Genomic DNA, 23,051 nt, shown 5'->3' with positions numbered 1-23,051 from the left:
TAGTTGCGCCCCCAAAGAAAAACATTTGCGTCTTGGGGCGTCTCGACAGTCCTCTACGACGCCGAAAGCCGAGTTACAAGGAAGTCTTATGGTCAAGGTCATCGCCTCTTCGGTCCGCAAGGGCAACGTTCTCGACGTGGACGGCAAGCTCTACGTCGTTCTCACCGCCCAGAACTTTCATCCGGGCAAGGGCACGCCGGTCACTCAGGTCGACATGCGCCGCATCGTCGACGGCGTGAAGGTTTCCGAGCGCTGGCGCACTACCGAACAGGTCGAGCGCGCCTTCGTCGAAGACGTCAACTTCCAGTATCTCTATGAAGACGGCGAAGGCTTCCACTTCATGAACCCTGCCAACTACGACCAGGTGGTCGTCAGCCAGGAAACCATGGGCGACCAGAAGGCCTATCTCCAGGAAGGCATGACCTGCATCCTGTCGATCCATGAAGGCATTCCGCTGGCGCTCGAACTGCCGCGTCACGTCACGCTCGAGATCGTCGAGACCGAACCGGTCGTCAAGGGCCAGACGGCATCCTCGTCTTACAAGCCGGCCATGCTCTCCAACGGCATCCGCACCTCGGTCCCGCCGCATATCGACGCCGGCACCCGCGTCGTCATCGCGACGGAAGACAATTCCTACGTCGAACGCGCCAAGGACTGATCCTGGTTTTCATCCATTCAGGAGGCCGGCTCAAGCCGGCCTCTCACTGAAATGTGGAATGCAAGCAAGTATCGATGCCGCGTCCACTCGCAGCGCGCGATTGTTTCGGACGGCTCGTTTTGCCGAAAATATCTTGGTTCAGCTAAAGCTGCACCCAATTCCAAGAACCGAATTCAGATAACCTTTCGCACTTCGCTCTCGAAGCTCATGACGTGAGCCATCGCGATCTTTTCAGCCTCATCGGCATCCCCTCTGCATACCGCCTCGAGCATGAGGACCTGATCATGCAAGACGTCCTCCAGACGCGGTACCAGGGCCGGAAACCGTTTCATCGCGACATATAGAATTCTGAGCGACAGATTGTGGTAGTGATCCAGCGTATCGAACAGGAAAGAGTTCTTCGCCACTTTGTAGATGAAGCGGTGAACCCGTCGATCCAGGGCAAGGATGTCTTCCAGCGCCATCGGACCAATTGTTTGCTTAAGCTCATCGATCAACTGCCGCGCTTCCTGCCGCTCGAACTCGCGCAGCCTTTCGGCAGCTAGCCGGGTCGCCCAGGATTCGATCCGTGCCCGTGCCTCGTAGACGGCAGTAAGATCATTGATATCGATCTTGCTGACAAATGTGCCGCGCCGGGCGCTGACGACAACGAAACCATCATATTGCAGGCGCTGAATCGCCTCCCGGACCGGGGTTCGCCCGACTTCCATGCGTTTCATGAGGTCGGCTTCCCGCAGAAGCGTGCCCGGAGGAAGCAGTGTCGTGATGATGTCGTCGCGCAGCCGAATATAGGTCCGCTCCGCCAGCGTTGCTTCAGCCGCTTCGTAATCCACTTCGAATGCCGACATATTCAGCGTGTTCCTCTGTCCATTTCCGCATAGCTGGAGGCTGTTCCGCCTCGAAAAAAGGCGCTCAACGAATCTGCTTGACTTCGTATCATGTCTGCATATTGATAATATATCAGCAATATATAACCACAAAGAGGGGTTTCAAATGAAACATGCTGAATTGACAAAAAAATCGCAGGCGAACGGGATCATTGCCGTGGCGATCTTGAGTTTGGGGCTGTTTGCGACGGCTGCGCCATTCACTGCGAACGCCGACGATCTGGAGCTGGTGAAGCCGGGCACGCTCGTTGTTACGGTCCAGCCTTACATGCCCTATACGGCGGTCAAGGATGGGAAGCTCGTCGGCCTCGACAGCGACATCCTGACAGCCATAGCCGATAAGCTCGGCCTCAAGATCGAAATCAACGTCACCGACTTTCCAGGCATGCTGGCTTCCGTCCAGACACAGCGGGCCGATATAACCATCGGCGGAATCGCATGGTCCGACGTTCGACAGAAAGTCGGATTGTTCACGGACCCGCCGTATTATTCGCCGCCGGCCATGGCGGTAAGCGGCACGGCGAGCTTTCCCGATGTTGCGAGCCTGGCAGGCAAAAATCTCGGCACCGTCACCGGCTATGTCTGGGCGAAATCCATCGCCCAGGTGCCTAACGCATCACCCCATACGTTCCCGAGCGCCGACAGTGTGTTCCAGGATATTTCTGCCGGGCGCCTGGACGTCGGCTTTCTCGATCCACTGCTGATCACCTACCAACAGCAACAGCGCCCCGACATGAAGGTCCGCATCGAATATCTGAAACCGCCGACCGACGAACAGGTCGCCGCACACCCCGATTACAAGTATTTTCAAGCCTACATGACCGGATTCTACCTTCCCAAGCAGTCGCCGAAGCTGGCCAAGGCTGTTTCCGATCAGATTGACGATATGTACAAGGATGGGTCGCTTGCCGCTTTGATCACGAAATGGGGCGGCGATCCCCAGCAGTTCCTGGTTCCGTCGCCCGAAATGGCGGCCCAGCGGCGCGGCGTCGACCGTCCGGCCGACTGGACCCCGCCTTCCATCGCGAAGTGAGATCGAAGCATGACGGCGTTGTCATCCTTCACCGATATCTTCCAGGTTCCCTGGAATGACTATGTCGGAAACATCGCCGGGGGTCTGCTCAAGACCCTCGGCTATACCGTGGCCAGCTTCATCGGCGCGACGATCCTTGGTCTTGTCCTTGCGTTGATGAGACTCAACCGGCTGCGAATCGTCCGCGTTCCCGCGGCCTTCTATACCGAGCTTCTTAAAAACGTACCGCTCCTGGCGATCATCTTCCTCACTTACTTCGGCCTGCCTTCCGTAGGCATCAGGCTGGAGGTTTTCGAGGCTGGAGTGTTGAGCCTGGTGCTCTTCTACGCTGCCTACCTGTCCGAGATCTTTCGGGCGGCTATCGCTGGCGTACACCGAGGACAGCAAGAGGCGTCTCAAGCTCTCGGGCTGGGACGCGGCAAAACCTTCAGTCATGTCGTCCTGCCGCAAGCAGTGCGGCTGGCGCTCCCGGGCACCAATACGATGTTCGTCGACCTGATCAAGTCGACCTCGCTGCTCGTAACGATCTCCGCTGCCGAGTTGATGACGCAGGCACAGTTGATAGCCTCGGAAACATTCCGAGCGCTTGAAGTGTATCTGGTGATCTCGGGACTCTATTTCGTCATCTGCTACCCGCTGTCCCAATGCCTGCTTCTGCTGGAGCGCAAGATCCATGCCGGTGTGCCATTGTCATTGGCGAGAAGGCGTCGGCTCAAATTAGCCAGGACCTTTCTGGCCGAGGGAAAGGTCTGACCCATGACCACCACTGCTGCCAAATCTGCCTTTGTGTCAAATCAGCCGGCCGGTCGACCCGCCGTCAAGATCAGCGGATTGCGCAAGTCTTTCGACGGGCGCCTGGTGCTTGACCGCGTCGATCTCGAGGTTCCCACGGGCAAAATCGTGAGCATCATTGGCCAGAGCGGTGGAGGAAAGACCACCCTCATGCGCTGCGTCAATTTGCTTGAGCGTCCCGATCAGGGAACGATCACCGTCGGGGATGAGACGATCTTTGCCGATGGCGAGGTGGCCTGCCGCAACCTTGCCAAGCTTCGGCAACGTGTCGGCATGGTGTTTCAGCGCTTCAATCTGTTCCCGCATCTGCGCGCCGTGGAGAACGTCGTTCTCGCTCAGATGCATGCAGCCGGGATCGGCGAAAGAGAAGCCGTGGAACGGGCCGTGAAACTTCTGACGAGAGTAGGCCTTGCCAAACGGGCGATGGCCTATCCGGAGCAGATGTCGGGCGGCGAGCAGCAGCGTGTGGCGATTGCCCGCGCTCTGGCGCTGGAGCCAACGGTGTTGCTGTTCGACGAGCCGACGTCGGCACTCGATCCTGAATCCACCGGCGAAGTGCTCCGCGTCATGCGCGAACTGGCCGCTGACGGCATGACGATGATCCTGGTCACCCACGAGCTGCCCTTTGCGAAGGAGGTATCGGATTGGGTCGTCTTCATCGATGGCGGTCTTATCATCGAGCAGGGAACCGCCGGAGATGTGTTTGACCGTCCAAGGGAAGCACGCACGGCTGCCTATGTCGCGCGTTACGCTTCCCCAGGTTAGCTCTTGGTCTGATCAGGCATCCAAGCCTCGTTTCTCTAAAGATAAATCCACATCTGATGAACAAGCTAACAACAGATATCGCCGTCATCGGCGGCGGCGTGATCGGCGTGACAACCGCTCTGCGGCTGCGTGCCGACGGTCGCGATGTCGTCCTGATCGAACCGAACAAACCCGGTTCGGGTGCATCCTACGGCAATGCAGGAACGATCGCCGACTATGCAATCATTCCCGTCGGCACGCCCGCTGTCCTTAAAAACCTGGCCTCGCTGCTTCTCAATTCAGACAGCCCGTTGTCCATTCGCAAGGCGGCATTGCCCACGCTGTTTCCATGGCTGATGCGTTTTGCCTACGAATCCCTCCCTCACAGATACAGAGACAATACGCGCCGCATCGCCGACCTTCTATCCGACGCTTCATCGGAATGGCTCGACTTTGCAGCAGAGATCGGCGCATCCGATCTCCTGAGGGCGAAGGGATGCCTCTACCTCTACCAGACGCCCGAGGCCTTCAAGGCGGCCGCTTCGGATGTCAGGCTTCGCCGAAATTACGGGATCGCGCAGCAGCTCCTCACTCCCGGCGAGGTGCAAAGCCTGGAGCCTCGACTGCCGCAGGCCCATGGCGGAGGGCTTTTCTTTCCGAAAGCGATAAACTTCACCGATCCCGGCGAACTCATGAGCGTGATGGACGCCGCCGCCAGACAAGCGGGCGTCGAGTTCGTACGGGACTCCGTGACGGCTATTTCGCGCGAGCGGAACGGAGTGAGGATGATGGCTCCAGCCCACAGCATTCACGCCCGAGCCGCGGTGATCGCTGCCGGCGCTCATTCCCGCGGCCTGGCTCTGCAGCTCGGAGAGCGGGTCCCCCTGGACACCGAGCGCGGCTATCATCTGGAATTCGATATGGAAACACCGCCGGTGGAAAGACCGGTGTGCCCGACGCATCATGGATTTTACTTTTGCCCGATGCGTGGCCGGCTGCGCGTCGCCGGCACCGTGGAACTCGGAGGTCTCACCGCGCCTTCGAACCCAAGGCGCCTCGAAGTGTTACTGGCAAACGCCCGCAGGATTTTCCCGACACTTGGTGAACCAAGCCGGAGCTGGATGGGCTTTCGCCCTTCCATGCCCGATTCCGTTCCCGTCATCCGGCCTTCAAGAGGAGGAAGGGACGTCGTGTTTGCTTTTGGACACGGGCATATCGGCTTGACGCTGGCACCGCGGACGGCCCGTATGGTCAGCTCAATCCTCACCACTTGATCGCGTCACGAACCGTGCCTGCGACAGCAGCAGGCTCCTTTATCCTCTCAGAGATGCGGGTTGCGCGGCCGGTATATCTTGACGAGCTTCTGGTTGATCTCGGCCGCGCCCGGCATGTTGGCGCTGAGATAGACCGGCGCATTGCCGGATTTCGAAAGCTCCGAGGCAACTTCGGCAAAGATCGCGTTGATGATGGTCACACCGACCGCCGTCGAGACCGGTCCGACCCTAAGTCCCGTTCCTTCGAGATCGACGACAGCGTCACCCGGCGGCAATCCGTTGTCGAGCACCACGTCGGCGACCTCGGCGAGCCGCGGGCGGCCATTGGCGATGGCCGAGGAATAGGCGATCGAGGTGATGGCGATCACCTTTGCGCCGATTTCGCGCGCATAATCGGCGGCCTCGATCGGCGCGGCGTTCACCCCCGAATTGGAAGCGATGATAATGACGTCGCCCGGCTGCATGCCGTAACGCTCCAGCATCGGCCGCACCAGACCCTGTGTGCGCTCATAGACCGAACTGATGACCGCCCCCTCGTGCAGCATCGCCGAGCCGACGAGCACCGGCACGGTGAAGGCGAGTCCGCCGGCACGATAGTGCACCTCTTCCGCCAGCATATGCGAATGGCCGGTGCCGAAGACATAGACACGTTTGTCGCCGCGGGCGGCATCGAGAATGACCGCCGCAGCCTGTGCCATCGGCTCGGCAAGCGCCTGCTTCAGCTCTTCCAGCCGGCCGATAAGGTTGGAGAAATAGGCATCGGTAATCTCGGTCATCCTACTTCTCCTTGAATTCAGGCAACTTCGCCGGCAAGCCAGGTGGCGGAGACGGTGAGCGTATCGGTGAGGTGCACGAGATCGGCACGCGCGCCCGGTGAAAGATGGCCGCGATCGGCAAGTCTCAGGAAACGGGCGGGATAGAGGGTCGCCATGCGCAGCGCCTCGGCGAGCGCCAGGTCGAGATAGGTGATGCCGTAGCGGATTGCCGAAATCATGTCGACGTCGGAGCCTGCCAGCGTTCCATCGGAAAGCACCAATTTCGAGCAGAAGCCGCCCCTTTCGCGCCGGACAGTGCGTCCGTTCAGCGTGAATGCGTCCTGCTGCGAGCCGACAAGCGACATCGCGTCGGTGACGAAGAACAACCTGCCTTCGCCGCGCTTGGCACGCAACGCCGTGCGCAGCGCCTTCGGATCGACGTGATGGCCGTCGGCAATAATGCCGCACCAGGTTGCGGGATGATCGATGGCCGCGCCGACGAGGCCGGGAGCACGGTGTCCCATTTGGCTCATGGCGTTGAAGAGATGCGTGACCCCGCGCGCTCCGGCATCGAAACGTTCCTCCGCCGCCTCGCTCGAACAATCGGAATGGCCGATGCTGACGGTGACGCCGGCTTCCGCAAGCTCGCGCACCTGGGCGACCGTCACCTGCTCGGCTGCGATGGTGACGAGCAGCGTGCCGATCGACTCACGTGCCCGGATGAAGGCCTTGACGTCGCGGTCCTCCACCGGCCGCATCAACTCGGCCAGATGCGCACCCTTGCGGGCCGGTGCCAGATGCGGGCCCTCGAGATGCAGACCGGCGACGCCGCGGTTCTTTTTCACAGCCTCCTTCGCCGCCTCGATGGCGGCATTGGTCGCCTCCGATGTATCGGTGATCAAGGTCGGCAGCAGCGACGTCGTGCCATAAGGCCGATGCCCGCCGGCGATGATCTCCATCGACGCCGGGGACGGCTCGTCGTTCAGCATTCGGCCGCCGCCGCCATTGACCTGCGCATCGATGAAGCCGGCCGACAGGACGCCGCCCTCAAGAGTGACCATCTCGCCATCGGGCAGGTCGTTTCTCGCGACGATCGCTTCGACGCGGCCGTCGGCAAGGACGAGTGCCTTGTCGTCATGGAAGCGCTCGCCGTCGAAGATCCGGGCGCCGACGAAGATCTTGCGTCCCATCAGACCGTCTCCGTCACCTTGAGCAGGTTGGCCGGCCGGTCGGGGTCGAAGCCCTTGCGGCGCGTCACCGATTCGATCAGTCGGTAATAGACGAGCAGCGACACCAGCGGATCGACGAGACCGTTGCCCGTCGTCGGCACGCGCAGATTGATGCCGGAGAGCGGCTGCGTGGAGAAGCCGACGGTGGTGGCGCCAAGCTTCTGCAGGCGCTCCAGCGCCTTGCCGTTATTGGCCAAAGCAGCATCGTCGGGCGCGAAGGCGACGATTGGAAAGCCCGGCTGCACCAGGCGCATCGGGCCATGCATCAGTTCAGCCAGCGAAAAGGCCTCGGCGTGCAGGCCCGAGGTTTCCTTGGCCTTCAACGCCGCTTCGAGCGCGATCGCGAAGGCCGGGCCGCGGCCGGCCGTATAGAGCGAGGTCGCATGGAGCAGCACCTCCTCGGCCGCCGCCGTGTCGATCCCGGCGGTCGCCGAAAGCGCCTCCGGCAGTTTTTCCAGCGCTGCCTGCAGGTCGGACGCGCCGCCGATCGCAGCCGTCACCCCGGTGAGCGCGGCGACGGAGGCGATGAAGGATTTCGTCGCCGCCACACTCTTTTCCGCGCCGGCGTTGAGGCCGAGAACGATATCCGCCTGCCTGGCAAGCGGGCTGTCGGTGACGTTGACGACGGCGATCGTCGTTGCGCCCCCCTTCTTCGCGGCCTCCTGCAGGGCGACGATGTCGGGGCTGGCGCCCGACTGCGAGACGGTGAAATGCACGCCGCCCTGCAGGTGGAGGGCAGCACCATAGACGGAAGCGATCGACGGGCCGACCGAGGCGACTGGGACGCCGCAGGTGATCTCAAAGAGATATTTGAAGAAGGTGGCGGCATGGTCCGAGGAGCCGCGCGCGGCCGTCGTCACCACGCTCGGACGGGCGGACGAAAACAGACGGGCGATCTCGGCAAAGACTGGCTTTTCCTTTTCGAGAAGCGTGGCCACCACTTCGGGTGATTCGCCTGCTTCCTGCAGCATCAGCGACTGGTTCTCACTCATGGTCATCTCCAATTCTCAATTCGGCAACGAAGTCATAGGCATCGCCGCGATAATGCGAGCGGGTGTATTCGACGACGCGCTGGTCTTCCAGGCGCGAGACACGTTCGATAAGAAGCGCCGGCGCGCCTGCCTTGACGTTCAGCATCGCAGCATAGGATGCATCGAGCGTGACGGCGGTCAACCGCTGCAGCGCGCGCACCGGCCGATGGCCATTCGCCGCCAGCGCATCGTAGAGCGATCCTTCGCCGCCGGCATTCTTCCCCAGAAACTTGACCGGCACGACGGCGCGTTCGATCGCCAGCGGCAAGCCGTCAGCGAGGCGCAGCCGGTCGAGCCTCAGCACCGGCTCGTCGCCGCCGAGGCCGAGCAGGAAGGATTCTTCCGGCGACGGCGTGTTGATCTCTCGCGACAATATCCGCGCGGCCGGCAACCGGCCGCGCGAACGCATATCGGCGGAGAAGGAGGAAAGCCGCCAGAGCGACTGTTCCATGCGCTCGACCTTGCTCGATACGAAAGTACCGCTTCCGTGGCGCGATTCCAATGCGCCCGCCGCCATGAGGTCGCGATAGGCGGTGCGCACGGTGACGCGGCCGAGCTTGAGAGCCTCGGCAAGGTCACGCTCGCCCGGCAGCGCCGTGCCGGGCTTCAGCAAGCCTTCCTGAATGAGGCTGGTCAGCACCTGCGCCAGCCGCTTGTAGAGTGGGCCGGTCAGCGCGTCGTCGCGCAGGCTGCGTCTATTGAGTTCAGCTACTAGACTGGTTCTATCCATGGACACACAATAGAACCTATATAGAACCAATCGGCAAGCCTGAATCTGAGGGGCAGAAGAAAAAACCCTCTCCGGCAATCCGAAGAGGGTTCAATAACGGTCAAATTTGACAGCCGTACGTCTCAGAGCATGTCCGCGCAAACGTGTGCGGCGGTTTTGCGATACCGACTTGCGTAAACAAAAACCTAAAGCGCGAGGAGCGAATCTGAAAGATCGTGACGCGCTTTAGAACGCTTCAGCTCTTGGTGAAGATGTAGTCCGTTTCCTGGCGTAGCACTTCGCCTGGACGCAGGACCGCATTCGGGAAGCCCTCATGGTTGATCGCATCCGGCCAGATCTGTGTCTCCAGGCAGAAGCCGGCGAACGGACCATATTTGCGCCCGCCGAGGCCGGGAGCCCCAGTGTTGAGCTTGAAGCCGGCATAGAACTGTACGCCCGGCTCGGTGCTGCGCACTTCCAGCGACACGCCGGAATAGAGGCTGCGGGCGAGTGCCACGGTCCGCTTGGCGGTGCGTTCGCGGGACAGGCAGAAATTGTGGTCGTACAATACCTGTTCACTGCCGACGAAACGCTTCATCGGGGCCATCTCGCGGAAATCGAATTCGGTTCCGGCAACGGGCCGGATTTCGCCGGTCGGCACCTGCTTCTCGTCGGTCGGCAGATAGTGATCGGCGGCGATCATGATGTCGTGGCCCAGTGCATCATCGCGGCCGTCGAGATTGAAATAGGCGTGCTGGCAGACATTGGCGAGCGTCGGCTGATCGCTGGTCGATTCATAGGTGATCGACAGTTCACCATTGCCGTGCACCCGGAACGTCGCCTGAATGGTGCAGTTGCCGGGATAACCGGCACGGCCGTCCGGATCGACGATCTTCATCACCAGGCGGTCGACCGCATGCTCGACGATCGTCCAGTTGCGCTTGCCGATATTGTCGCTGCCGCCGTGCAGATGTGTGACGCCGTTTTCATTCGGCTCGAGCTGATAGTCCTTGCCGTCGAGCGTAAAGGCGCCGCCGCCGACACGGTTGGCGCAGCGGCCGGGCGTCGCGCCGAAATAGGCCGAGTAGAGAGGATAGCTGTCGAAATCCTCGAAGCCGAGTTGCAGCGGCGCCTCATGACCCTCAAGGCGCAGATCCTGGATGACCGCACCCCAGGTGATGATCTTGGCCGTTAGGCCGCCGCCCCTGATGACGACGCGATAGACGGTCTCGCCCGCCTTCGTCTGCCCAAAAACTTCCCGCTCCAACTTATCCGACATGATCGACTGTCCGTTCCTTTGCGCGTCCGATAAAAACGCGCGGCGCTATAGGGTTCCGGACCGGAACCTGCCCGCATTTGTTCCAAACCGCAACCAGGCAGGTCAGAAAGAAATTCCATTAAAGATCCATGCCGATCTCTTCGACGTCATAGGGCGTCGTCTGGTAAATCTCGTTGATCCAGTTGCCGAACAAGAGGTGCGCGTGGCTGCGCCAGCGGTTCTGAGGCGCAAGTGCCGGATCATTATGCGGGAAGTAATTGTGCGGCATCTTGATCGGCACGCCGGCATCCACATCGCGGAAATACTCGTCCGAAAGTGAGGTGGAATCATATTCGACATGATTGAACATGTAGAGCCGCCGGCCCCTTTTCTCATGCACGAGGCAGACGCCCATCTCGCTCGATTCCATCAGAATTTCCAGGCTTTCGCATTTCTCGATGTCGGCGCGGCGCACCTCGGTCCAGCGCGACACCGGCACCTCGAAGTTGTCGGAAAAGCCGTTCAGATAGATGGAGGAAGGCTTCAGGTTCCGGTGCCGGTAGACGCCGAAGGCCTTTTCCTTCAGCTCGTATTTCGGAACGCCGTGGAAGTGATAGATCGCCGCCATCGCGCCCCAGCAGACGTTCATCGTCGAATGGACGTTGGTCTCCGTCCAATTGAAGATCTCCTGCATTTCTGCCCAATAGGTAACGTCCTCATAGGGGAGGAGCTCGATCGGGGCTCCGGTGATGATGAAGCCGTCGAACTTGCGCTGCTTCACCTCTTCCCAGGTCTGGTAGAAGGCGAGCAGGTGATCTTCGGATGTGTTCTTTGCCTTGTGGCCGCCGATGCGGATGAGTGACAGCTCCACCTGCAGCGGCGAAGCGCCGACGAGACGGGCCATCTGCAGTTCGGTCTTGATCTTGTTCGGCATCAGGTTGAGCAGGCCGATCTGCAACGGTCTTATATCCTGACGGATCGCCATCGTCTCGGTCAGCACCCGCACGCCTTCCTGAACCAGGGTTTCGAAGGCGGGCAGCGTATCGGGGATCTTGATGGGCATTGCGGTCAACTCGATCAAAAATAAAAAACCGGCGGCGAAAAAATCGCTACCGGTCCGCACGCGGCCCTTTAGCGACTTTTTTAACGTGGCTGCAAGCCGGCCGGCCAAATCACCACGGAGTGCCTTAATTAGTCCCAGTTGAGCCGCGAATCAACTCCGAATGCATGCGGGAGTGGCCCGTCAAGAATCATCACACTTTAATGACTGATAGAATCTGTTGATAGACCGGTAACGCCACCATGTTAATAATGACAGTATGGGCGGTGTTGGAAAAGCGTGATGGCAGACAAGATCGAAGGGAGGCCAGGCATCCGGAAGCAGGATAGGGTAGGGTATGATTTCAGCCTGACATATCGCCTCGGTGTGATGTTCTCAGCATTCTGGAATTCGCAAGTTCGCGGCAAGGTGCTGTTTCTGGCGACCGTGCTGATCCTCGTCATCCTGGCGACGGCCTATGGCCAGGTTATTCTCAATGAGTGGAACGCCCCTTTCTACGATTCGCTCGAGCGCCGCGACCTCGGCGAATTCTTCCACCAGCTCGAAATCTTCGCGATGATCGCCGGCACGCTGCTGCTGCTCAACGTGTTGCAGGCTTGGCTGAACCAGATGACCGCGCTTTATATGCGCGAAGGCCTGTCACGCGATCTCGTCGACCAGTGGCTGAAGCGAAAGCGGGCGCTGCGGCTCGCCTCCAGCGGCCTGATCGGCGTCAATCCGGATCAGCGCCTGCACGAGGATTCCCGCAACCTTGCCGAAAGCACGACCGGGCTCGTCCTCGGCCTGCTGCAATCGACCATTCTTCTGGTGAGCTTCATCGGCGTGCTCTGGGAGCTTTCGAGCGGCTTCATCTTCCACATCAGCGGCCACAGCTTCTCCATACCGGGCTATATGGTCTGGGCGGCGATTTTCTATGCAGCTTCCGCCTCGGTGTTGAGCCAGGTCGTCGGCCGCAAGCTGGTCAAGCTCAATGCCGACCGGTTCTCGAAGGAGGCCGAGCTTCGTTTCACGCTGATGCATGCCAACGAGAACATGCCGGCGATCACCGTCGCCCGCGGCGAGGAGAACGAACGCCGGCGTATCAATACCGACATCAGTTCGGTACTTAGGGTCGTCAAGCGGCTCGCCATGGCCAATACCAATCTCACCTGGGTTTCGGCCGGCTACGGCTGGCTGGTGATCGTCATTCCGATCATCGTTGCCGCACCCGCCTATTTTTCCGGCGGCCTCACCCTCGGCCAGCTGATGATGTCGGTCGGCGCCTTCAACCAGGTCAATACGGCGTTGCGCTGGTATGTCGCCAATTTCGGCCCGATCGCCGAATGGCGTGCCACGCTGATGCGCGTCACCGACTTCCGCCAGGCGTTGCTCGACATGGACGAGGGCTTTGGCGTGAAGGGCAGCATTGCCTATGAAGACACCGCCGCCGACAGGCTGACGCTGAAGGATGTGGTGATCAATGCCAAGATCGGCGAAGACATCGAGGAATGCGGCGGTTTTCGCCTGCGAGAAACCGATATCGTGATCAAGGCCGGCGAAAAAATCATGATCAACGGCGATCATAGCGTCAACCGCAAGCTGCTGTTCCAGGCCTTGGCCGGGCTCTGGCCGTGCGGCAGCGGCACGATGGGTCTGCCGCCGATCGACGACATGCTGTTCGTTCCGCAAATCGCCTATATTCCGGGCGGCACGTTGCGCGAGGCGTTGGCCTTCCCCGAAAACGCCGATGCCTACGAGCAAGCTGCGGTCGAGGCGGCCCTTGAAAAGGCCGACCTGCACTCTCTGATCGCAAGGCTCGATACCCGCGCCCGCTGGGACAAGCTGCTCGACGGCGATGAACAGAAGGCGATCGGCTTCGCGCGCCTGCTGCTGGTGCGCCCGCGCTGGATCATCTTCGACGAAGTGCTCGAGGGCATGGAGCCGGAATGGCAGGTAACGATGTGCAGCGTGCTGACTTCGATGCCCGAAATCGGCATGATCTATATCGGCCGCTCTGAAACTTATCTGGAGGCGTTGCAGCCCCGGGTGCTGCATCTGCAGGCTCTGCCCTCGAGATCCGAAGAGCCGCAGCAGCAGGTCGCCCAGACCACCGGCGCCAGCGCCAGTGCCGGCGCAGCCGCCGTCCCCGCGCCGGCGCTTTAGGACGCCCCCTTATCGGCAGGACCCCTGCCTACAACGTGACGCAAGCGGCTGAGTGCGAGAGTCTCAGCCCTCCAGTTCTTCCCGCAGCATTTCGAGCTCCAGCCATTCCTCTTCCATCTTGGTCAGGCTGACTCGCAGCTTCTCCATCTCGCCTGCAAGGCGGTTGAAGGCAACGGGGTCGCGCGTGAAGAGATTGGGATCGGCCATGACAAGTTCGCGCTTGGCGATCTCGGCCTCGGCCTTGGCCATTTCCTTCGGCAGATTGTCCAGCGCGAATTTCTGCTTGAAGGAAAGCTTGCCCTTCGAGGCTGCGCCGGAAGCTGTTGTCTCCTGGGTCTTCGGTTTCTCCGCCGCTTTCTCGGCTTTCCTGCGCTCTTCGAGAGCGCCCTTGCGCTGCGCCAACATGTCCGTATAGCCGCCGGCATATTCGATCCATCGGCCGTCGGGCGCATCCGGCACGGCGGGCGCGATCGTCGAGGTTACGGTGCGGTCGAGAAAGTCACGATCGTGGCTGACGAGGATGACGGTGCCGGGAAAGCCGGCGACGATTTCCTGCAGAAGGTCGAGCGTCTCGATGTCGAGATCGTTGGTCGGTTCGTCAAGGATCAGGAGGTTTGCCGGGCGCGCCAGGATGCGCGCCAGCATCAGCCGGGCGCGCTCGCCGCCGGAGAGGCTCTTGATCGGTGTTCGCGCCTGCTCCGGCTGGAACAGGAATTCTTTCATGTAGCCGGTGACGTGGCGCTGCTCGCCATTGACGAGCAGGTTTTCGCCGCGCCCGTCGGTCAGGTAGTTTGCAAGCGTCTCCTCGGGCTTGAGGTCCTCGCGCTTCTGGTCGAGGGTGGCGATCTCCAGGTTGGTGCCCAGCTTCACCGTGCCGCCGTCCGGCGAAAGCTGGCCGGTCAGCATTTTCAGGAGCGTCGTCTTGCCGGCGCCGTTCGGCCCGACGAGACCGATGCAATCGCCGCGATGGACGCGGATCGAGAACGGTGTGACGATTGCCCGGTCGCCGAAGCTCTTGGTGATCTTCTCGGCCTCGATCACCAGCTTGCCGGATTCCTGCGCATCCGAAATCGCCGCCTGCACCGTGCCCTGCGGGCCCTTGTGGCCACGATATTGCGAGCGCATCGTCTGCAGCTCGCTGAGACGGCGCATATTGCGCTTGCGCCGGGCCGTGACGCCGTAGCGCAGCCAGTGCTCCTCGCGCTCGATTGCCTTGCCGAGCTTGTGCTGCTCGAGCTCCTCGGCCTCCAGCACCTGGTCGCGCCAGGCTTCGAAATGCGCAAAGCCCCTGTCGAGCCGGCGCGAGGCGCCGCGATCGAGCCAGACGGTTGCCGTCGAAACTTTTTCGAGGAACCGCCGGTCGTGCGAGATCAGCACCAGGGCGCTGCGCGTCTTTTGCAACTCGCCTTCCAGCCATTCGATGGTCGGCAGGTCGAGATGGTTGGTCGGCTCGTCGAGCAGGAGAATGTCGGGCTCCGGCGCCAGCACGCGGGCAAGGGCGGCCCGTCGCGATTCACCGCCGGAAAGGGTATTTGGATCCTCCTCACCGGTGAGGCCGAGGTGAGACAGAAGATAGGTGACGCGATAGGGGTCGTCGCCGGGTCCCAGACCAGCCTCGGCATAGGCCTGAACGGTGCTGAAACTGGCAAAGTCCGGCGCCTGTTCGAGATAGCGCACCGTCGAGGACGGATGACGGAAAACTTCGCCGGACTGCGCCTCGACCAGGCCGGCGGCGATCTTCAGCAGCGTCGATTTTCCCGAGCCGTTACGGCCGACGAGACAGATCTTGTCGCCGGGCTCGACCTGCAGGGAAGCGCCCGCCAGCAGCGGTGCGCCGCCGAAGCTCAGGAAGATATCGTCGAGTTTCAGAATGGGAGGGGCCAAAAATCAGACTCCGGAAAGATCATAGGGGCGGGCAAGCACGATCGCCCGGCCGTTCTCGAGCGAAAGGCGAACCTTGCCTTCCGCGACATTTGAAATGGTGCGCGACGAGCCGAAAGGCAGATTGAAATCGGTGAGCGGATAACGCGCATTCTCGATAGAAAGTCCGGTCAGCGGCCCAAATCCGGGCACGGAAAACAGGCTGCCTTTGGGAAGATCGAGCTCGATCGTGCCGGGAACCAGCGGCACTGCCTCTTCCTTGCCCGAGGTCAGCAGTACGTCGAAACCCTTTTCCGCCAAGCCGACAGCCGACAGCAGATGCTGAAGCGCATGGTCGGAGCGTTCGCCGGCGAGCGCGCCTGCGAGGATCAGCCGCCGCGCGCCACGTGCGATCGCTTCCGATACGGCGATTTCGCCGTCCGTTGCCGCCTTCGCTGCGGGATAGGGCTGTTTCGGCACATCGAGAAAACCCGCTTCGAGCTCGGGGGGCGTCGAATCGAAATCGCCGACCCAGAGCTCAGGCATGACACCAAGCGCCATCGCATGCCGCATGCCGCCATCGGCCGCGATGAAGCGGCTGCCGCCGATCGCGTGGCGCAGGCGTTCCGTCAGGCTGAGTTCGCCGCCGAGCAGAATGGTGAAGGTGGATTGGCTCATGGGCACTGCCCTTAGCGCAAACGGGGGGGCGAGGGGAAGGGGCACCGACGGACGGCTTTCGCCTCAACCGGGCGTGTCCTTGTCGCGCGAGAGAAAGATTGCCTCGTAGCCACCGATGAAACGTTCGAACAGCGTCGCGAAACGCTCTATATCCTCGCGTGGCCAATCGGAGACGATCTCGGAGATAATGGCCATTTTCTGCGCATGGATCTCGGCAAGCAGCGCCTGGCCAGCGTCGGTGATGACGACGACGATCCGCCGCGCGTCGGCCTGGGAGGCTTCGCGCCGCAAGACGTTGCGTCCGACCATCTCGGCCACCACCCGGCTCGCGCGCGACGGGTCGATGCGCAGCATCTCCGCGATCAAGCCGACGGTGACCTCGCCGGGCGACCCAGCCCGGCGCACGGCGTCGAGCACGTCGAGGTGGGAGAGCTCAAGGCCCGGTGCGGCGCTCTGGATCGCCAGCCTGCCGATCAGCCGTCGGCCGGTCATCAGGCGCATGCGCGCCATGCTCCTGCCGATGCGAGGCAGGTTCTCATCGTCCGGCTCGGCCCGACTGTTGGACAGGATCTTCGTCAGCGTCTCATTCATGACCGAACCATAGCAGAGCGGAGGTCAAAATTGAATATGCCGGGGTCACTCATGTGCCGTTGACAATTACATGCTGATAGCACATAAAATAGTTCGAACCCGGAAATATGCCTCATGGACATGCAACCCGCGCCTGCGCCGCTCGTGACGGACCCTCGTCGCCGGCTTATCCTCTTCTTCTTTCTGATGACCGCCATGTTCATGGCGACGCTTGATAATCAGATCGTCTCCACGGCGTTGCCGACAATTGTCGGCGAGTTCGGCCATCTCGAGCGTCTCGGCTGGATCGGCTCGGCCTACCTGTTGGCGCTCAGCGCCGTCATGCCGCTCTACGGCAAGCTCGGCGATCTCTTCGGCCGCAAATATGTGATGATGACGGCGATCGGAATCTTCACCGTCGGCTCCGCAGTCTGCGGCCTGGCTGTCTCGATGAATACGCTGATCGCCGCTCGTGTGCTGCAGGGCCTCGGCGGTGGCGGCATCATGGTGTCGATCTTTGCCGTCAACGCCGATCTGTTCGAGCCGCGCGAGCGGGCGCGCTATCAAAGCTATTCCAGCCTCGTGCTGATGGCTTCAGGCGCGATCGGCCCGGTGCTCGGGGGGACGATGAGCGATCTCTTCGGCTGGCGCTCGATCTTCCTCGTCAACGTGCCGATCGGTTTCGTCGTGCTCACCGGGCTTGCCTTCATGCTGCCCTACCGCAAGCCGCATCGGCGCCCGAAGATCGATTATGCCGGCGCGCTGCTGATCGCGCTGACGACGACGAGCATCGTGCTTGCCACAGACAGCAGCGAATTGTTCGGCTCGATGATCTCACCACAGAGTATCGGGATCGTCGCCTTCGGCGCCGTCTGCGCCGTCACCTGGGTGTTCGTCGAGCGCCGCGCGCCGGAGCCGATCGTTCCGCTGCAGCTCTTCCGCAATTCAACCTTCAGCCTGCTGCTGGTAATATCGGTGATGGGCGGCGCCATCGCCATCGGCATGGTCAACTATCTCGCTCTCTTCCTGCAGACGACGACCGGCCTTTCGCCATCGGCCGCCGGCCTTCTCTTCATTCTGCTGACCGGGGGTCTCGTCTGCGGGTCGCTGTCGGCCGGGCGTATCATCTCGATGACCGGTCGCTACAAACCCTTCGCCATCGCAAGCCTCACCTGCAGCGCCATTGCCTTCGCGCTGATGCCGCAGGTCCATGCGGGAACGCCGATCGCCTTCATCGGCGCGATCATGATGCTGCATGGCATCGGCATCGGCCTTGCGCAGCAGGTCCCCGTCATCGGCGTGCAGAATGCCGCCCCCGCCCGCGACGTCGGCGCCGCCACCGGCTCGGTGACACTCTCGCGCATGGGCGGGGCCTCGATCGCCATATCAATCTATGGCGCGATCATCGCCTCCGGGCTCGGCAAGGTCGGCGCTCCCATTGCCGATGTTGCCGATATCGAACAGCTGACGCCGAAGATGATGGCCGCCCTTCCCGCAGCGAGCCGCCAGGCCGTCGCAGATGTCTATGCCGCCGCCTTCTCGCCCCTTTTCATGACTTCCTGCGCCATTGCCCTGATCGGCCTTGCTGCCGCAATGACGCTGAAGCCCGTGCAACTGCCGCGCACCGGCGAAACGAAGCGACCGCAATCGGCGGCGGCGGAAGCGGCGGAATAGACTACATAATGGGAATATGCACCAGCAGACGTTCTCTATCGCATAGATAGATCAAAAGTTGCGATTTTCTCGCAGGGCTGCCGTTATCCCACCTGTTGCTTCAATCATGCCGTTCTTTTTCCGCGCCTCTGACAAATCTATGACTGGTGACGGAACTTTCGCCATAATTTCATCCGAGCGAAGGGAGACCTCGATGCCTGAGGCTTGCTAAAATGCAACGGCGCCACAATTAAACAGAGTCTCGCTATGCAACCGATGCGTAAATCAGTTACAGCAACGACGTGTATCGGCCTAGCATGCGGCGCGAGATCAGGGGTGCGCACCTGTTGAGTTCCCCTTGCCAAGGCCGGTCTCCATCTGCGGCAAACCGGCAAAACAGCGACATGATGCAGAGAACCAGACTGGACAGCTTGACGACGTGGAAATCGCCCGCGCTTTCCAGTGATGTCATCTCTGCGACGCGGCGCTTCGCCCGCCGCCTGATGCTGCTTTCAACCGTCGGAATGGCGCTGAACGGGTGTCAGTCGCTGATCGAACAATCCTACCAGCCGAGCATCTCGCCTTCCTCCAATCCGCAGATCGTCGACGAGGTGCAGAAGAACGATCCGCGCGCGGCGATGGGTGCCCGCGAGCATCCGCGCATCGTGGCAAGCTACGGCGGCGAATACAAGGATGCCAAGACCGAGCGCCTCGTCGCCCGCATTGCCGGCGCGCTGACGGCGGTGTCGGAAAATCCGAGCCAGTCCTACCGTATCACCATCCTGAACTCGCCTGCGATCAACGCCTTCGCGCTGCCGGGCGGCTACCTCTACGTCACCCGCGGTCTGCTTGCCCTTGCCAACGACGCCTCGGAAGTCGCCGCTGTGCTGTCGCACGAAATGGGCCACGTGACAGCGAATCACGGTATCGAGCGGCAGAAGCGCGAAGAAGCCGAAGTCATCGCCAGCCGCGTCGTCGCCGAGGTCCTATCGAGCGACATCGCCGGCAAGCAGGCGCTTGCCCGGGGCAAGCTCAGGCTTGCCGCTTTCTCCCGCCAGCAGGAGCTGCAGGCCGATGTCATCGGCGTGCGCATGCTCGGCGAAGCCGGTTACGACCCCTATGCCGCCGCCCGTTTCCTCGATTCGATGGCGGCCTACAGCCGCTTCATGTCGGTCGACCCGGAAGCCGACCAGAGCCTCGACTTCCTCTCGAGCCATCCGAACTCCGCCCAGCGCATCGAGCTTGCCCGCACCCATGCGCGCGCCTTCGGCCAGGAAGGGAGGGTCGGCGACAAGGGTCGCGACTATTATCTCGATGGCATTGACGGCCTGCTCTATGGCGACAGTCCGGAAGAAGGCTACGTACGCGGCCAGACTTTCCTGCATGGCGGCCTCGGCATCCGCTTCGACGTACCGGCGGACTTCAAGATCGACAATAAGGTCGAAGCCGTGATGGCCACCGGCCCCAACGACATCGCCGTCCGCTTCGATGGCGTTGCCGACAACCAGAACCAGAGCCTCACAAACTATATCTCCAGCGGCTGGGTGACCGGTCTCGACCCATCGACCATTCAACAGATCACCGTCAATGGCATGGAAGCAGCCACCGCTCGCGCAAGTGCCGACCGCTGGGATTTCGATGTCACCGTCATCCGCAACAATGCGCAGATCTTCCGTTTCCTGACCGCCGTACCGAAGGGCAGCGACGCCCTCGAACCGACGGCCAATGTTCTGCGCGCCAGTTTCCGGCGCATGACACCGGCGGAGGCAGCCTCGCTGAAGCCGCTGCGCATTCGTGTCGTCACGGTCCGGCCAGGCGAGAACATCTCGACGCTTGCCGCGCGCATGATGGGCACCGATCGCAAGCTTGATCTCTTCAAGCTCATCAATGCCCTGCCGACGGGTGCGGCCGTTTCCCCTGGCGATCGCGTCAAAATCATCGCCGAATGAAAAAAGCCCGGCTTGCGCCGGGCCAGGCAGTGCTGCTGGAGGGTAAAGAAGTTCAGGCGTAGGCCGCCATATGCGGGTCGGCGCTGACCAGCGCGCTACGAAGCTTTTCCATCGCCCGGCTTTCGATCTGGCGCACGCGCTCCTTGGAAATGCCGAGATCGGCGCCGAGTTCTTCGAGCGTGGCGCCGTCTTCCGCCAGGCGCCGGGCGCTGATGATCTTCATCTCACGTTCGTTGAGATGTTTCAGCGCCGAAGCGAGCCAGACGCGGCGGCGCTCGCCGTCGATCATATTGGAAACCTGCTCGTCCGGCAGCGGATCGTCGCTGACGAGGAAATCCATCTTTTCCGCGCTCTCGGCATCGCCGGAGACGGAAGGCGCCTGCAGCGAAGCGTCGTTGCCGGAAAGCCTGGCATCCATGGTCTGGACATCGGCGAGGCTGACGCCGAGGGCAGCGGCGATTTCCTGATGAATGGATTGCAGAGTCAGTTGCGTATCGCCTCTCGCGAGCTTGGCGCGCAGACGGCGCAGATTGAAGAACAGCGCCTTCTGCGCCGAACTGGTGCCGCCGCGCACGATCGACCAGTTGCGCAGGATATAGTCCTGGATCGACGCCCTGATCCACCAGCTGGCATAGGTCGAAAAGCGCACGTCACGTTCCGGTTCGAAACGCGCGGCGGCTTCCAGCAGGCCCACATAGCCCTCTTGCACGAGGTCGCTCATCGGCAGACCGAAATTGCGGAACTTGCCAGCCATGGAGATAACCAGCCGCATATGCGCCATGGCGATTTGGTTGCGTGCACCGCGATCATCGTGATCTTTCCAGCGGGTGGCGAGATCATGCTCTTCCTGACGGGCGAGATAGGGGGCGGCCATCGCGATTTTGATCATGCGCCGATCTGCAGACATGTTCTTCATTTCGATCTCCCGAAAGGCCTTCGCCCTCAAAATGGACAATAAAACTCACGTTCCGGAACATCGCTGTCCGGACTGAATGGGGTTCCGAATGCAAAAGGGCCTCACCCCTGGACTTTTCAGGGAGAGGCCCTATCTCTCATCACGTGCCGCTAAGACGGCTGGGTCGGACCTGTTTCTTCACGTTGCCGAACGGGCAATATTGAAAAGGCATGATCCGCTCCTCACCGAATATTGACGGAATAGCAGTTCGCCCGACGAGTTTGCGCCCGACGAGCAGTCCGCAATTACGTGTGGTAAACGCGTCAGTCGGGAAAAAGTTCCAATAAAAAACCCGGCGCGACGGCCGGGTTTTTTTGGGAGAGACAGGCTTGCCTTAAGCGGCTTCGTCCTGCGAATCGTCTTCTTCAATCGCCTTGCCGCGCTTCGGACCCTTGTTGAGATTGGTCTCGACGAGGCGGACGGCTTCGGTTTCCGACATCTTGTTGACAGCGGCGATTTCGCGCGCCATGCGATCGAGCGCTGCTTCGTAGAGCTGGCGCTCGGAATAGGACTGCTCGGGCTGGTTCTCTGCACGATAGAGATCACGCACGACTTCAGCGATGGAAATCAGATCACCGGAATTGATCTTGGCATCATATTCCTGGGCGCGGCGGGACCACATGGTGCGCTTGACGCGCGCCTTGCCCTGCACAACCTTCAACGCACGATCGACGAAATCCGTTTCCGAAAGCTTGCGCATTCCGATGCTCATCGCCTTCGCGACCGGAACTTTAAGGCGCATCTTGTCCTTTTCGAAATCGATAACGAAAAGTTCGAGCTTCATGCCGGCAACTTCTTGCTCTTCGATAGCGGTGATGGTACCGACGCCATGAGCGGGGTAGACGATCGATTCACCGGTCTTGAAGCCGTGACGTGCTGTAGAAGGCTTTTTCTGCTGAGTCGTCATTCTATTCAAAAACTCCCTGTTACGCTTCCGGCGGCGGCCGGAGCCGGGTCAGTCAGGCCCGGTTGAGACGGTTGCATCCGTCGGGTGACTTCACTCTGGTCCCATCAGGCAAAAGCAAGGGCTTCTTGCGCGCGATCTGGGGACCCGGCGCTCAAAGCGTTGATATGTCACGGAAACCGCGTACGGATTGGTTTTGCTTTCGTGATGGTTTTGGGCATGCGTCATGCCACAAATGGAACAGTAGGCGAAACCTATCACAAAAATATGAGGAAATCAATAATTTGCTTCGTCTGAGTCATGCGGGCAACACAGATCACCCATATGCCAGACGCAGGATTTAAAACGTTTCACCGCTCAACGGCCCGCATCCGGCGACGAAATCGGACAGCCGTCTTAATCGCCGGAACCCGGCTTTTGGGAGAAATATTTCTCGAATTTTCCGGTCTGGCCGTCCATTTCCTTGGCCTCCGGCAACGGATCCTTCTTGACCGTGATATTCGGCCAGATGCTGGCATATTCGGTATTGATCTTCAGCCACTTGTCGAGGCCCGGCTCGGTATCCGGCTTGATCGCCTCGGCGGGACATTCCGGTTCGCAGACGCCGCAATCGATGCATTCGTCCGGATGGATGACGAGGAAATTCTCGCCTTCATAAAAGCAGTCGACAGGGCAAACTTCCACGCAATCGGTGTATTTGCACTTGATGCAATTGTCGGTCACGACATAGGTCATGAAGAACTCCAGGATTTCAAGCGGATGGGGCCGGGCAACCTGGAACGTCGCGCCTATCCCCGTGCCGGGCGAAGCGTGGACAGGCTTGGCAGGCAAGCACGCTTCCGGCAGGTTGTCAGTGACCTATCGGCTTTAGCGCCGGATTTCAAGGGTAAACGATCTGCAAAGCCGCCGC

Annotated in this window: 21 protein-coding genes and 1 riboswitch; of the genes, 8 read left to right on the top strand and 13 right to left on the bottom strand. The window is 61.0% G+C overall.

All coding sequences use genetic code 11. The features are described 5' to 3' along the window. Positions 1-88 precede the first annotated feature (88 nt). Positions 89-658: an elongation factor P gene (gene efp, locus HJC00_RS09010; protein ID WP_008528334.1), complete on the top strand. Its 570-nt coding sequence runs from the start codon at positions 89-91 to the stop codon at positions 656-658. A 173-nt stretch (positions 659-831) separates the two neighbouring features. Here the strand turns inward: efp and HJC00_RS09005 are convergent, their stop codons facing one another. Then, complete coding sequence (locus tag HJC00_RS09005) at positions 832-1,506, bottom strand: GntR family transcriptional regulator (RefSeq protein ID WP_221122911.1); 675 nt, start codon at positions 1,504-1,506, stop codon at positions 832-834. Between the two features lie 145 nt (positions 1,507-1,651). Here HJC00_RS09005 and HJC00_RS09000 point away from each other — a divergent pair, with 145 nt between their 5' ends. Genes HJC00_RS09000 through HJC00_RS08985 form a run of 4 tightly spaced genes read left to right on the top strand, consistent with a single transcriptional unit; the run spans position 1,652 to position 5,388 of the window. Beyond that, positions 1,652-2,578 (top strand): ABC transporter substrate-binding protein, encoded by a 927-nt coding sequence (locus HJC00_RS09000; RefSeq protein ID WP_221163905.1) that lies wholly within the window; start codon positions 1,652-1,654, stop codon positions 2,576-2,578. A 9-nt stretch (positions 2,579-2,587) separates the two neighbouring features. Further along, entirely contained in the window at positions 2,588-3,331 is a 744-nt protein-coding gene (locus HJC00_RS08995; RefSeq protein WP_221122912.1) for an amino acid ABC transporter permease, read from the top strand. A 3-nt stretch (positions 3,332-3,334) separates the two neighbouring features. Next, positions 3,335-4,135: an amino acid ABC transporter ATP-binding protein gene (locus tag HJC00_RS08990; RefSeq protein ID WP_221154808.1), complete on the top strand. Its 801-nt coding sequence runs from the start codon at positions 3,335-3,337 to the stop codon at positions 4,133-4,135. 56 nt (positions 4,136-4,191) lie between these two features. Further along, positions 4,192-5,388 (top strand): FAD-binding oxidoreductase, encoded by a 1,197-nt coding sequence (locus HJC00_RS08985; protein WP_221122914.1) that lies wholly within the window; start codon positions 4,192-4,194, stop codon positions 5,386-5,388. A 47-nt stretch (positions 5,389-5,435) separates the two neighbouring features. Here the strand turns inward: HJC00_RS08985 and HJC00_RS08980 are convergent, their stop codons facing one another. The 6 genes from HJC00_RS08980 to metA form a co-directional block, all read right to left on the bottom strand. Beyond that, entirely contained in the window at positions 5,436-6,164 is a 729-nt protein-coding gene (locus tag HJC00_RS08980; protein WP_221122915.1) for an SIS domain-containing protein, read from the bottom strand. Positions 6,165-6,181: 17 nt separating this feature from the next. Further along, complete coding sequence (nagA, locus tag HJC00_RS08975; protein WP_221163869.1) at positions 6,182-7,333, bottom strand: N-acetylglucosamine-6-phosphate deacetylase; 1,152 nt, start codon at positions 7,331-7,333, stop codon at positions 6,182-6,184. Next, entirely contained in the window at positions 7,333-8,364 is a 1,032-nt protein-coding gene (locus HJC00_RS08970; RefSeq protein WP_210632710.1) for an SIS domain-containing protein, read from the bottom strand. The genes nagA and HJC00_RS08970 overlap by 1 nt, the downstream gene beginning before the upstream one ends. Then, complete coding sequence (locus HJC00_RS08965; RefSeq protein ID WP_210633050.1) at positions 8,357-9,133, bottom strand: GntR family transcriptional regulator; 777 nt, start codon at positions 9,131-9,133, stop codon at positions 8,357-8,359. Before HJC00_RS08965 ends, HJC00_RS08970 begins: the two co-directional genes overlap by 8 nt. 235 nt (positions 9,134-9,368) lie before the next feature. Next, positions 9,369-10,391: an aldose epimerase family protein gene (locus HJC00_RS08960; protein WP_210632709.1), complete on the bottom strand. Its 1,023-nt coding sequence runs from the start codon at positions 10,389-10,391 to the stop codon at positions 9,369-9,371. A 118-nt stretch (positions 10,392-10,509) separates the two neighbouring features. Then, positions 10,510-11,433, bottom strand: a complete 924-nt coding sequence (metA, locus tag HJC00_RS08955; RefSeq protein WP_210632708.1) for a homoserine O-succinyltransferase — start codon at positions 11,431-11,433, stop codon at positions 10,510-10,512. Positions 11,434-11,481: 48 nt separating this feature from the next. Further along, positions 11,482-11,559, bottom strand: a riboswitch (SAM riboswitch). 153 nt (positions 11,560-11,712) lie between these two features. Here metA and HJC00_RS08950 point away from each other — a divergent pair. Further along, positions 11,713-13,572, top strand: coding sequence for an ABC transporter ATP-binding protein/permease (locus tag HJC00_RS08950; protein ID WP_221163868.1), 1,860 nt, complete (start codon positions 11,713-11,715; stop codon positions 13,570-13,572). A gap of 63 nt (positions 13,573-13,635) precedes the next feature. Here HJC00_RS08950 and HJC00_RS08945 read toward each other — a convergent pair whose 3' ends face one another. The 3 genes from HJC00_RS08945 to HJC00_RS08935 form a co-directional block, all read right to left on the bottom strand. Then, positions 13,636-15,456 (bottom strand): ABC-F family ATP-binding cassette domain-containing protein, encoded by a 1,821-nt coding sequence (locus tag HJC00_RS08945; protein ID WP_221163867.1) that lies wholly within the window; start codon positions 15,454-15,456, stop codon positions 13,636-13,638. A 3-nt stretch (positions 15,457-15,459) separates the two neighbouring features. Beyond that, positions 15,460-16,110 (bottom strand): thiamine diphosphokinase, encoded by a 651-nt coding sequence (locus HJC00_RS08940; protein ID WP_221163866.1) that lies wholly within the window; start codon positions 16,108-16,110, stop codon positions 15,460-15,462. Between the two features lie 63 nt (positions 16,111-16,173). Next, the gene (locus tag HJC00_RS08935; protein ID WP_210632704.1) at positions 16,174-16,701 is read right to left on the bottom strand and encodes a MarR family winged helix-turn-helix transcriptional regulator; all 528 of its coding nucleotides are present in this window, start codon (positions 16,699-16,701) and stop codon (positions 16,174-16,176) included. A gap of 114 nt (positions 16,702-16,815) precedes the next feature. Between HJC00_RS08935 and HJC00_RS08930 the strand changes: the two genes are divergently transcribed. Together HJC00_RS08930 and HJC00_RS08925 are read left to right on the top strand one after the other, a co-directional pair. After that, entirely contained in the window at positions 16,816-18,354 is a 1,539-nt protein-coding gene (locus tag HJC00_RS08930) for an MDR family MFS transporter (RefSeq protein WP_221163865.1), read from the top strand. A 383-nt stretch (positions 18,355-18,737) separates the two neighbouring features. After that, a complete protein-coding gene (locus tag HJC00_RS08925) occupies positions 18,738-20,282 on the top strand; it encodes a M48 family metalloprotease (protein ID WP_221154802.1) in 1,545 nt (514 codons plus the stop codon). Between the two features lie 52 nt (positions 20,283-20,334). Here the strand turns inward: HJC00_RS08925 and HJC00_RS08920 are convergent, their stop codons facing one another. The 3 genes from HJC00_RS08920 to fdxA form a co-directional block, all read right to left on the bottom strand. Then, positions 20,335-21,198 (bottom strand): RNA polymerase factor sigma-32, encoded by an 864-nt coding sequence (locus tag HJC00_RS08920; RefSeq protein ID WP_011427212.1) that lies wholly within the window; start codon positions 21,196-21,198, stop codon positions 20,335-20,337. 373 nt (positions 21,199-21,571) lie between these two features. After that, positions 21,572-22,144: a CarD family transcriptional regulator gene (locus tag HJC00_RS08915; RefSeq protein ID WP_011427211.1), complete on the bottom strand. Its 573-nt coding sequence runs from the start codon at positions 22,142-22,144 to the stop codon at positions 21,572-21,574. Positions 22,145-22,537: 393 nt separating this feature from the next. After that, a complete protein-coding gene (gene fdxA, locus HJC00_RS08910) occupies positions 22,538-22,876 on the bottom strand; it encodes a ferredoxin FdxA (protein ID WP_210633049.1) in 339 nt (112 codons plus the stop codon). Positions 22,877-23,051 lie beyond the last annotated feature (175 nt).

The organism is Rhizobium sp. NLR22b, assembly GCF_019685295.1.
Taxonomy (GTDB): Bacteria; Pseudomonadota; Alphaproteobacteria; order Rhizobiales; family Rhizobiaceae; genus Rhizobium.
The sequence above is the reverse complement of the archived record's forward strand: the minus strand, read 5'-3'. Positions and strand labels throughout refer to the sequence as shown.

What these genes read in the sequence shown, in the direction of transcription:
- efp (WP_008528334.1), top strand. Translation starts at nt 89, where the DNA reads ATGGTCAAGGTCATCGCCTCTTCGGTCCGCAAGGGCAACGTTCTCGAC.
- HJC00_RS09005 (WP_221122911.1), bottom strand. Translation starts at nt 1,506, where the DNA reads ATGTCGGCATTCGAAGTGGATTACGAAGCGGCTGAAGCAACGCTGGCG.
- HJC00_RS09000 (WP_221163905.1), top strand. Translation starts at nt 1,652, where the DNA reads ATGAAACATGCTGAATTGACAAAAAAATCGCAGGCGAACGGGATCATT.
- HJC00_RS08995 (WP_221122912.1), top strand. Translation starts at nt 2,588, where the DNA reads ATGACGGCGTTGTCATCCTTCACCGATATCTTCCAGGTTCCCTGGAAT.
- HJC00_RS08990 (WP_221154808.1), top strand. Translation starts at nt 3,335, where the DNA reads ATGACCACCACTGCTGCCAAATCTGCCTTTGTGTCAAATCAGCCGGCC.
- HJC00_RS08985 (WP_221122914.1), top strand. Translation starts at nt 4,192, where the DNA reads ATGAACAAGCTAACAACAGATATCGCCGTCATCGGCGGCGGCGTGATC.
- HJC00_RS08980 (WP_221122915.1), bottom strand. Translation starts at nt 6,164, where the DNA reads ATGACCGAGATTACCGATGCCTATTTCTCCAACCTTATCGGCCGGCTG.
- nagA (WP_221163869.1), bottom strand. Translation starts at nt 7,333, where the DNA reads ATGGGACGCAAGATCTTCGTCGGCGCCCGGATCTTCGACGGCGAGCGC.
- HJC00_RS08970 (WP_210632710.1), bottom strand. Translation starts at nt 8,364, where the DNA reads ATGAGTGAGAACCAGTCGCTGATGCTGCAGGAAGCAGGCGAATCACCC.
- HJC00_RS08965 (WP_210633050.1), bottom strand. Translation starts at nt 9,133, where the DNA reads ATGGATAGAACCAGTCTAGTAGCTGAACTCAATAGACGCAGCCTGCGC.
- HJC00_RS08960 (WP_210632709.1), bottom strand. Translation starts at nt 10,391, where the DNA reads ATGTCGGATAAGTTGGAGCGGGAAGTTTTTGGGCAGACGAAGGCGGGC.
- metA (WP_210632708.1), bottom strand. Translation starts at nt 11,433, where the DNA reads ATGCCCATCAAGATCCCCGATACGCTGCCCGCCTTCGAAACCCTGGTT.
- HJC00_RS08950 (WP_221163868.1), top strand. Translation starts at nt 11,713, where the DNA reads ATGGCAGACAAGATCGAAGGGAGGCCAGGCATCCGGAAGCAGGATAGG.
- HJC00_RS08940 (WP_221163866.1), bottom strand. Translation starts at nt 16,110, where the DNA reads ATGAGCCAATCCACCTTCACCATTCTGCTCGGCGGCGAACTCAGCCTG.
- HJC00_RS08935 (WP_210632704.1), bottom strand. Translation starts at nt 16,701, where the DNA reads ATGAATGAGACGCTGACGAAGATCCTGTCCAACAGTCGGGCCGAGCCG.
- HJC00_RS08930 (WP_221163865.1), top strand. Translation starts at nt 16,816, where the DNA reads ATGGACATGCAACCCGCGCCTGCGCCGCTCGTGACGGACCCTCGTCGC.
- HJC00_RS08925 (WP_221154802.1), top strand. Translation starts at nt 18,738, where the DNA reads ATGATGCAGAGAACCAGACTGGACAGCTTGACGACGTGGAAATCGCCC.
- HJC00_RS08920 (WP_011427212.1), bottom strand. Translation starts at nt 21,198, where the DNA reads ATGAAGAACATGTCTGCAGATCGGCGCATGATCAAAATCGCGATGGCC.
- HJC00_RS08915 (WP_011427211.1), bottom strand. Translation starts at nt 22,144, where the DNA reads ATGACGACTCAGCAGAAAAAGCCTTCTACAGCACGTCACGGCTTCAAG.
- fdxA (WP_210633049.1), bottom strand. Translation starts at nt 22,876, where the DNA reads ATGACCTATGTCGTGACCGACAATTGCATCAAGTGCAAATACACCGAT.